The 8,413-nt window shown below is 37.8% G+C and carries 8 protein-coding genes and 2 pseudogenes; 5 read left to right on the forward strand and 5 right to left on the reverse strand.

From position 1 onward, the window contains the following. Nucleotides 1-527, forward strand: a pseudogene (locus tag JMY05_RS13750) (hypothetical protein); the annotation flags it as partial. Between the two features lie 72 nt (nucleotides 528-599). On the opposite strand, the gene dcm reads toward JMY05_RS13750, so the two are convergent. From dcm to JMY05_RS13765, 3 genes are all read right to left on the reverse strand, one after another. Continuing rightward, nucleotides 600-1,805: a DNA (cytosine-5-)-methyltransferase gene (gene dcm, locus JMY05_RS13755; RefSeq protein ID WP_201615435.1), complete on the reverse strand. Its 1,206-nt coding sequence runs from the start codon at nucleotides 1,803-1,805 to the stop codon at nucleotides 600-602. Between the two features lie 70 nt (nucleotides 1,806-1,875). Next, nucleotides 1,876-3,273 carry a Sau3AI family type II restriction endonuclease gene (locus JMY05_RS13760; protein ID WP_045448318.1) on the reverse strand — a complete coding sequence of 466 codons (1,398 nt, stop codon included), beginning with the start codon at nucleotides 3,271-3,273 and terminating at the stop codon, nucleotides 1,876-1,878. Continuing rightward, entirely contained in the window at nucleotides 3,270-4,013 is a 744-nt protein-coding gene (locus JMY05_RS13765) for a hypothetical protein (RefSeq protein ID WP_201615436.1), read from the reverse strand. The genes JMY05_RS13760 and JMY05_RS13765 overlap by 4 nt, the downstream gene beginning before the upstream one ends. Before the next feature lie 238 nt (nucleotides 4,014-4,251). Here JMY05_RS13765 and JMY05_RS13770 point away from each other — a divergent pair, with 238 nt between their 5' ends. Beyond that, complete coding sequence (locus JMY05_RS13770; RefSeq protein WP_045448320.1) at nucleotides 4,252-4,752, forward strand: plasmid replication DNA-binding protein; 501 nt, start codon at nucleotides 4,252-4,254, stop codon at nucleotides 4,750-4,752. 11 nt (nucleotides 4,753-4,763) lie between these two features. On the opposite strand, the gene repM is transcribed toward JMY05_RS13770, so the two are convergent. Next, entirely contained in the window at nucleotides 4,764-5,705 is a 942-nt protein-coding gene (repM, locus tag JMY05_RS13775) for a replication initiation protein RepM (RefSeq protein ID WP_045448322.1), read from the reverse strand. A gap of 228 nt (nucleotides 5,706-5,933) precedes the next feature. Further along, entirely contained in the window at nucleotides 5,934-6,338 is a 405-nt protein-coding gene (locus JMY05_RS13780) for a hypothetical protein (protein ID WP_045448324.1), read from the reverse strand. 254 nt (nucleotides 6,339-6,592) lie between these two features. Here JMY05_RS13780 and JMY05_RS13785 point away from each other — a divergent pair, with 254 nt between their 5' ends. The 3 genes and pseudogenes from JMY05_RS13785 to JMY05_RS13795 form a co-directional block, all read left to right on the forward strand. Then, on the forward strand, nucleotides 6,593-6,913 hold the full coding sequence (locus JMY05_RS13785; protein WP_045448326.1) for a plasmid mobilization protein: 321 nt from the start codon (nucleotides 6,593-6,595) through the stop codon (nucleotides 6,911-6,913). Next, complete coding sequence (locus JMY05_RS13790; RefSeq protein ID WP_201615437.1) at nucleotides 6,910-7,962, forward strand: relaxase/mobilization nuclease domain-containing protein; 1,053 nt, start codon at nucleotides 6,910-6,912, stop codon at nucleotides 7,960-7,962. The genes JMY05_RS13785 and JMY05_RS13790 overlap by 4 nt, the downstream gene beginning before the upstream one ends. 207 nt (nucleotides 7,963-8,169) lie before the next feature. Beyond that, a pseudogene (locus tag JMY05_RS13795) lies at nucleotides 8,170-8,413 on the forward strand (hypothetical protein); the annotation flags it as partial.

Consider the following 8,413-nt stretch of genomic DNA (forward strand, 5'->3'; position numbering starts at 1 on the left):
TTGAAGTCGAAATAGCGGCGTACGAACAGACTATTAACAAGATGAAGGAAATGGAAGGTTGTCATGAAGATTATGATTTTGTTCTCGTTCCTACTATCAATTCGTCACCAAAACTAATAAAAGATAGTATTAGAACGATTGAGAAGCTAATAGAAATCGGCATACCATCTAGCAAAATTAGGGTTTTATTTAACAAAGGGACTCACAACAACGATTATTTTGAAATACTAACAAACAAACTTGATGAACTTAAAGTACCTTACGATTTAAGGGCGCAAGTTAAAAGCTATGATTTTTATGAAAAGTTAGATACGTTAGACATCAAATATGATGACGTTACAGAAAGTAAATATAAAAAAAATAGAGAGCAAGTAGATCTTTTGAAAAATCGACTTAGCTTAGACATAGGTACGCATAGAGCATCACAAGCTTACTTCGTTGAAGTAGTTTCTGTTCAGAGAAGTATTTTGGCATCAAGACAAGCACATGATGAGGTCTTTGATATGCTATTTAGCAAGTCTGCTTGAACAGCCCAGGTATAGAAAAAGCCACCTGCATTGGTGGCTTTTTAGTACCAAAAATCATTTACCATAATCTATCTATACATTGATAAGCTGTTTACCGATTCTTTCGACTATAGGTACTACCAGCGCATTACCCATCGCAAAATATCTAAATTTATGCGGCATTCCAGTATCTGTCCAGTTATCTGGAAAACCATTTAGTCTTTCGCACTCGATAGGGGTTAATAATCGGAGTTTCCCTGATGTTTTATCAACAACAACGTGGCTGCTGCGATTGACACTAGACTCGCTGGTTAATATTGTACGAGCTGGTACATCTATATTGTCAGGAAAGCTCATGCCACCTTCAGCGTAGAAGTAAGGTTCTCCATTAGGCTTTATACGAGGTATTTTTTTAGCGCCTTTTAGATACTCCCACTTTTCTAAATTTTGCTTTAGAAAAAACTTTTCATCAACAGCTTCTTCTTCCAAAATGTCTTTAAGCGGTACAGGATCGACCTTGATTGGCAGAATCTCTGTTGAGAAAATACTACCATCGGCTTGGACTACCCCTGCATTGTAGAATTGACCAGCAAATGAGTCTGATAAAGCTTTTAAGTCCTTAAACTTGTCTTTAGATATATCTAAATTACTGGTTTTCTTTGTGTTTACAGCGTCTTCTACAGGGAATGTTTGAGCAAAGAAACCTTCTTTAATTACCAAATCAGAAGGGTCGGTTTTTGAATAATCAACAATGCTTGCACAGCTCTGTTGACTTGCAAAAATAAATACTCTTCTACGTCTCTGTGCATAGCCATAATCTGCTGCATTGATGACTCTCCATTCCACACAGTAACCCAAGTCTATAAGACAGCGTAAAATAACTGCAAAATCTCTCCCTCTTTGCGAAGATGGAGATTTTAGCAACCTATCTACATTTTCGAGTAAAACCCATTTAGGTTTTTTAGACTCGATAATATCTCTTATTTCCCACCATAAGACGCCCTTAGTACCCTCGATACCTTTTGCTCCTGTACTCGCTACAGAATAGTCTTGGCAAGGGAATCCACCTACCAGTAAGTCGTGATCCGGAACTATATGTTTAACAGTAGCAATATCAGCATTAACATGGTTATCTGAACCAAAGTGTTCTACGTAACAATCAAAAGCGTGCTGTGTCTTCTTATTAGGCTCCCATTGGTTCGCCCAAACTGTTTTGAATCGGGTAGATGCTGACTCTAGACCAAGTCTAAAACCACCTACGCCAGCAAATAGCTCTACTACTCTAATATCTTGGCTCATTACTTAAATCCCATGGTTACGAGGGTTTGTAGACTACCATAGACTTAATTGGGGATCAAGTTTTTTAGTATTACATATATATACTGTCTCTAAGATATGTGTCGTTTAGCCAAAAGCTATGCTTTGTGTAACTAGTCACTTTTGTCAGTGCGTCAGGTACAGGTAAGGGATAAACATCTTGAGTAGTCGTTGCATGAGGTCTGATATGAGCAACTTTGCTTTCTGACTTTTTTGGGAAGTAAGTTCTACGTATTTTGCTCGCTTCTACTTTCTTTACAATATTCCCATCTATTATTAATTGCTTTGTTTTTAACCATACAGACTTTGCTTCTTGTCTATCTGCATATGGCATGTTCCAAAATAATACCTTATTTAACAATAAGCCTTGCTTGGTGGTTTTAAAAAACACAAACAAAAATCTTTTTTCGAGTAGTTCGTTAAACTCACTTAACTCCCAACTATCTTCTTTCACTATTGCTTCATACGCAAAAGCAGGGAAAGAAAGGCTTTCATAAGGGAGGTTTTTATCATCAATTCGGACAGTTTTTATCGTTATATCAGCCTTACTAAACTCTTCAACCTCTTGTTTGCTACTAACCCCTAGGATTTCCTTAGTCAGCATTGCAAATCTGTGTTTAGCTTTTGGGTTGTAACCGACATTTAGCATATCAGCAATATCTTCTGGAGTTTTACCGTAATAGGGCTTAAATTTATCCAAAGCTATTCGTTCAATATCATACTCTGCTAACTCTAAATCAGGTGCAGTCACTAATTTTCCGAAGCTACCGTCAGTAACTCCTGATAGTTTAGCTAATATATGATTCACATAGCCTGGCTTCAATGAGAAAGCGCGCTGTTTTGCAGGTATATTAGAGTTCGGTTGAGACCTTGTACTACTAGAATTTGCGCCTTTAGTACATGCTCCTAAGTAAAATGTATCTCCTTCTGATAGAGTATGAGCCTCGCCATTTTCGACTTTACTCTTTATTAGTTTCCAATCATGCTCTATTACCTTTAGGTCTTCTGCTGGGAAATTCCATATCCCTACTAACTTAACAATATAGTCCAAAACATTAGTATTCTTCTCATGCAAATGAAAAACCAAAAGCATTTCAGCGTTTTTCGTATAAAAAGAACCAGTTCTAAAATTTTGTGTAACCAAATCATTGTAGTCAATAATACTTAGAACCAACCGCTCTTTTGCTCTCAACTCACCTTTTCTTATAAGCTTCTTAACAGCACCAGACTTTAGCTCTAGACCAGCTTCAGGAAAGTCTGGTTGCGAATTAGAGTCAAGTTTTTTGTAAAAATAGTATTCTTCGAGTATCTGACCAAACCTACCTTTATTCAGTCTATTTTGATCCAAATCACTAACATCAATGACCTCTCTCAACGATTTATCTACTAATTGCGACGCATACTTGAGTATGCTTTCTTTTGAATAGTAATCATAAGGCAAATCAGTCATTTTGACTCTCCAAATAACTCTATCTCACCGCTCTCAGCTGTTTTATAGCGTTTTTGGGATGAGTTCCTCGAATTATGTAAGATATAATTCAGGTTGACCACTAGATTTATTGGCTTTTCTGCCAACCAACCTGTATAAAAAAGCTTAATATAATTATTTAGTTTTATACTTTTTGAGTTTGTTGAGCCTTTTTCCGAAGCTCTTAGCTTTTCCGAAAGCTCTTCACAGGTAAGCTCTGTTAACACTCTCCCTTCAAATTCATTTAAAAAGCCTTCTGAATCGGGATTCGTTATCTTGCTATTACAGAGCATTGACTGCAAATTACTTCTATGAACTTTAGTTAGAGTGCATCCTGATATCTCACTTTCATGACTTAGTTTGGTTAAACCATTTTTTAAAAAGATACTAGTTACCAAAAAATAATAGTAAGTTGTCTTAGTGGCATCGAATAACCAACCCTTTTTTTGTTTACCATTTAACATGTACGATAATTCAAAAGCGAATGTTGGTAAGCTTTTGTTTAAGTAGGTGAGCTGGGCTTTCTCGTCTATGTTATAGGTGAAGCCATTATTATTGGATGCACTCGAGTAAACTAAATCAACGCCTGCATTTTGTAAGTCAAGGCTTGTAACCCTTCTCAATGCGCCTTCCATACCGCTAGTTTCATATATCTTGTCTAAATACCTACCCAGTATCTGCTCTTGTTTTAAATCATGGTTAAAGTTACTTTCTTGTACCACAGCCGATTCTCCAAAACTTAAAACTATCTAATATAACTCTTAATCAACAAGCAGTCCTATTTTAAAAACAAATAAATGTTCTTATTAAGACATCATTGGAATACTAGCAAGTGCCTAAAGAAAGAGGGTGGGTAGGAAAAAATCAATTAAGTGAGCCAAGTGAGGTAGTTGTCCACTTAACGTTCTGAACAGTCCTGCTGTACAATGATTAAAAACGTACTTGGATACTAGGTTGACAATGAACATATCGGTGACGAAAGCAGCAAAAGAATGGGGCGTATCAAGAACAACAATTTATCAGAAAGTCAACGATGGTGAGCTTTCTAGAACCGCAGACAAGAAAATTGATACTGCCGAGATGCTTCGAGTGTTTGGCGAACCTGTTGCCAAAAAACGTACTGAACAATCACTGAACACTACGAAAAACACGCACTCTAACAGTCAGGCTGTACAGAACAGTACAGCGCTTGAACACCAATTAGAGCTAGAGAAGCTGAAGAACGAACACCTACGGCAGCAAGTCAGCGATCAAAAACAGTTGATAGAGAACTACCAACAACAAATCGGTCAATTAAATAAGACATTGGAGAAAGCCAACGCCAGTATTCACGATTTTGCACAAGTAAGATTGCTAGAGTTCAAACAACCCAAAATTGACGCTGAGCCACAGCCTGCACAAGATATAAATACCCCAGCTGAGACTGTTTCTGAGAAGAAAAGAAGACGGTGGTTCTTTTAATCATGGGTTTATCAAAGCTTAAAACCTAATTTATCGAGATAAGGGATATAAAAAGCATGCTTACTTTCATCTAATAGCTCAGTTTCGATCCGCTCAGCAAATGCATTATAGTCTTCACCTTGCTTAGCATAGTTAGCCAGCTCACTCATTCTCGACAGCTTAGCCGCAAAAACACCCTTTTGTTTATCTGTCATCTTTAAAGGGGTAAGCATATCAGGCGTATCATCGTCTCTCTTTATGCCTGTCACTTTCTCAGGCTTATTTTTTATTTTGAATCTGAACGTAAAGCCAACAATCCTACGACCTTCTTTGTGTTGTTCATAAGTCGCTGTAATATTCGTATTATCATTAATCTCTTTAATAGCATGGTCTAGGACACGATTTTTAAAATTTCCCATAGTTTTATATTGGTGTTCTTCGATACCCAAACGATTACGTAAATTTTCGATTGTAATTGGAGGGGTCTTACCAACACTACTCCACTGCATTAATATTTCAAAGATACGCAATGCGTAAATGCTATTCAGGTCTTTTATTTGTTGTAGCTCATACTCTGTATATTTCTCACTAAGTCTTGTTATAAGTGGAATAACGTCGTTTCCAAACATAACCTCTATATACCCACCACCCTCACTATATGAAGCACGTTGTACAAATCTAGACTTATTTATCTTGTCATGTCCCTTCAGATCCTTGTCAGTCCAAACAAACTCACTTTCATAAAGACTTTCACAAGCAGACTTTAATGAGCGATAGGCAGTAGTTTTATCACATTCAAAGTGCTTACCGTAATCGGACGCTTTAATACGGTGAATACCTCCAATTTCAGACATACTTCCCTGTTCTCTCGCTTCAATAATAGCTAAGATAATTACACGCTGAGCGACTAAGTTAATCGCATAACCCGATTCAATAAACGCATTAGCTTTGCTTACTATGCTAGTTCTTGTCATATGAAATCCATTTATATACAATTAAATTTTAATTGTATATAAATATACTAGCATTGTAAATACGTATATCTATGGGTGTATAAACGTATATCTATGGGTGTATAAACGTATATCTATGGGTGTATAAACGTATATCTATGGGTGTATAAACGTATACTTATCAATCCTATAAGCCATCAATACCAAAGGATACAGCCTACGTAAAAGCTTTTAAAAACCTTAAAAACCTTAAAAACCTTTTTCTCTTATTTCTTTTAATTCTTCTATAGTGAAGAACTTTAATTTAGCTTGGAGTTCAGCTCCTTGTCTAAACCACTCCCAATAGTTTACAAAAGCATCATAATGTTCACTTATATAATCCATCAGTTGAGAAGTAGAAAGATCGTAGTGATGATCTTTCGGTTTAGAGAATCTGGTTAGTTTGCCTTTACTGACATTCACACCAAAATACTGAGCTATCTTCATTGCCCTATATGAATTAATTTGACGCTCTAATCTATAACCATCGTAAACACCTAACACATCAAGCTCACTACAACCACAGTCAATGGTATTTATCATATCAATCATACCCTCCACTCTGGCAGAACGAAGCGCATTATATAGCTGCATATTTTTACGTCTCTTATCCATAATTGATGTCCTTAACTATAGGTACAGCCATTCGTGTTGTTATGAGTACAGTCAATTATAATATCATAGGTACAGTCGTTTATTTTAAAATAGGTACAGACAAATACATACTTAAATTATAAAATTGTTAAGCCAGCAGTCCTAAGAGGGGGCTATTCCGCTTCGCTACAATATCCCCTCTTAGGTGCTGACAAAGGGGCTATCGCCCCCTTGACCCCCAACCACCCCCTAGCCCTAGAACAGGAGTAAGTTTCATGCCACAAATCAGCGGTCAAAAAAGGACTAAAGAGATCGCGATTCGAGTATCTGAGGACGAGTTGGCTGAGCTAAAAAAGCGCCAACAGGGAACGACGATGGCAGGATGGATGCGTGATTTGGGTTTAGGGGTAACCCCTATGAAGCCAGCTGATCCTGAGTTAGTGCGCGCACTTGGTCGCATTGGCTCTAACCTCAATCAAGTCACAAAACACGTTAACATCGACAAGTCGATAGATGAAAGTGTGCTTGAACAGATCAAAGCTATTAGGGCTACGATTAATGCGCTGCTAGATAATCATTTGCGAGGTGAGCCATGATTGTTAAGTTTTTTAGGAGGGGTAAAGGCTCTGGCGCAGGGCCAATTAATTACTTGCTGGTTGCTAAGGGTGGTAAGCCTAGAGAGGGTGCAAAGGTGCTCTACGGCGATCCTAAGCTCACTGAGCAGCTAATCAATGCCACGCCTTATCAGCAAAAATATAAGGCAGGGGTGCTATCTTTCACTGAGGATGCGACACAATTCACGGATTTGCAGAAAAAAGACTTCATGCAGCGCTTTGAAGATACGCTGTTTACAGGGCTTGAGCCTGATCAGTACGATATTTTATGGGTAGAACATACTGATAAGGGTGGACGGCTGGAGCTAAATTTTGTGATTCCTTGCCAAGAGCTGCGAAGTGGTAAGCGGCTGCAGCCATTTTATGCTGGTGCTGATTTGTTACGAGTTAATGCGTTTAAGAACATCATCAATCAAGAGTATGGCCTAACAGATCCTAATGACCCAGAGCGTAAGCGGCTAATCAACCCTTATGTGAATAATGCGCCACGGCCAACACCATATGATAGGCCGTCCAAGTCTAAAGAGAAGGAGCAGGAAAAAGAAGATGATGAGATCATCGCTAATCCTGAGAGCACTTTTGCTCTGAAAGAAGCCATTGATCGAAGAATGCGGTATAGCCTAGCAGAGGGCAGTCTTAATAACCGCAGCAGTGTGCTTTATTCCTTAGAAGACATGGGTCTGACTATCAAGAGAGCCACTAAAAGCAGTATCAGTGTGGCGCATCCTAATATGAAGCGAAATGTTAGGCTAAAAGGCACTATCTATGAGGAGGGTTTTCAGGCGTTAGCAGAGCGAGCGCACCTTATTGAGGGTCGCCAAAGAGATTATGAGAGAGTCAGTGAGTCTCGCGGCAATCGAGATTTACGGACATGGACTAAAGGTATGGAAATCAAGCGAGCGTATCATCAAGGGTTATATGGTGACATCAAAGCGCCTGAGCCTTTTAATCTTGGGATATTACTTAATAATAAAATTAAGACTGAAATAGAAGATTCTACCCTTAGGTGCTCTACCAGTCTTCGTCCATGATACAAGCGATAAGAAAGTATCTAATATATATGTAATACCATAACTAAAATTACATGAATATATATGTAATACCATAACTAAAATTACATAAAACCTTTTATTTTCAAGTACTTGCTGTGGGTTGGTTATATCTGTACACTCTGAATGAATCAGTGAAAAATACGATTAATTATTGATAGCTTTCAAGGAAATAAGGTAGATACTAATATGATTGAAAATAACTCTCAAAAAAAGGGCTCTAAAGCTGAATTTCGATTACTGATAATTAATTCTTCTGGTAATTCTAGCAAAACTACCACTGGCAGAGGTTTAATAAGACAACGAATGCAGGAGCCAAGCTACTATAAAGTTGGCTATATAGAAAAGGATACTAGAGCCGATGAGATATTTGTTACTGCAGATAATCTTTCATCTGTGCATAAAGTTTTAATGACGTCTACATCAGCAATAG

This window comes from Psychrobacter sp. JCM 18902 (assembly GCF_904846615.1).
Classification (GTDB): domain Bacteria; phylum Pseudomonadota; class Gammaproteobacteria; order Pseudomonadales; family Moraxellaceae; genus Psychrobacter.

Excerpts from the sequence above, each read along its gene's own strand:
- JMY05_RS13785 (WP_045448326.1), top strand. The coding sequence starts at position 6,593 with ATGCCACAAATCAGCGGTCAAAAAAGGACTAAAGAGATCGCGATTCGA.
- JMY05_RS13760 (WP_045448318.1), bottom strand. The coding sequence starts at position 3,273 with ATGACTGATTTGCCTTATGATTACTATTCAAAAGAAAGCATACTCAAG.
- dcm (WP_201615435.1), bottom strand. The coding sequence starts at position 1,805 with ATGAGCCAAGATATTAGAGTAGTAGAGCTATTTGCTGGCGTAGGTGGT.
- JMY05_RS13780 (WP_045448324.1), bottom strand. The coding sequence starts at position 6,338 with ATGGATAAGAGACGTAAAAATATGCAGCTATATAATGCGCTTCGTTCT.
- JMY05_RS13790 (WP_201615437.1), top strand. The coding sequence starts at position 6,910 with ATGATTGTTAAGTTTTTTAGGAGGGGTAAAGGCTCTGGCGCAGGGCCA.
- repM (WP_045448322.1), bottom strand. The coding sequence starts at position 5,705 with ATGACAAGAACTAGCATAGTAAGCAAAGCTAATGCGTTTATTGAATCG.
- JMY05_RS13770 (WP_045448320.1), top strand. The coding sequence starts at position 4,252 with ATGAACATATCGGTGACGAAAGCAGCAAAAGAATGGGGCGTATCAAGA.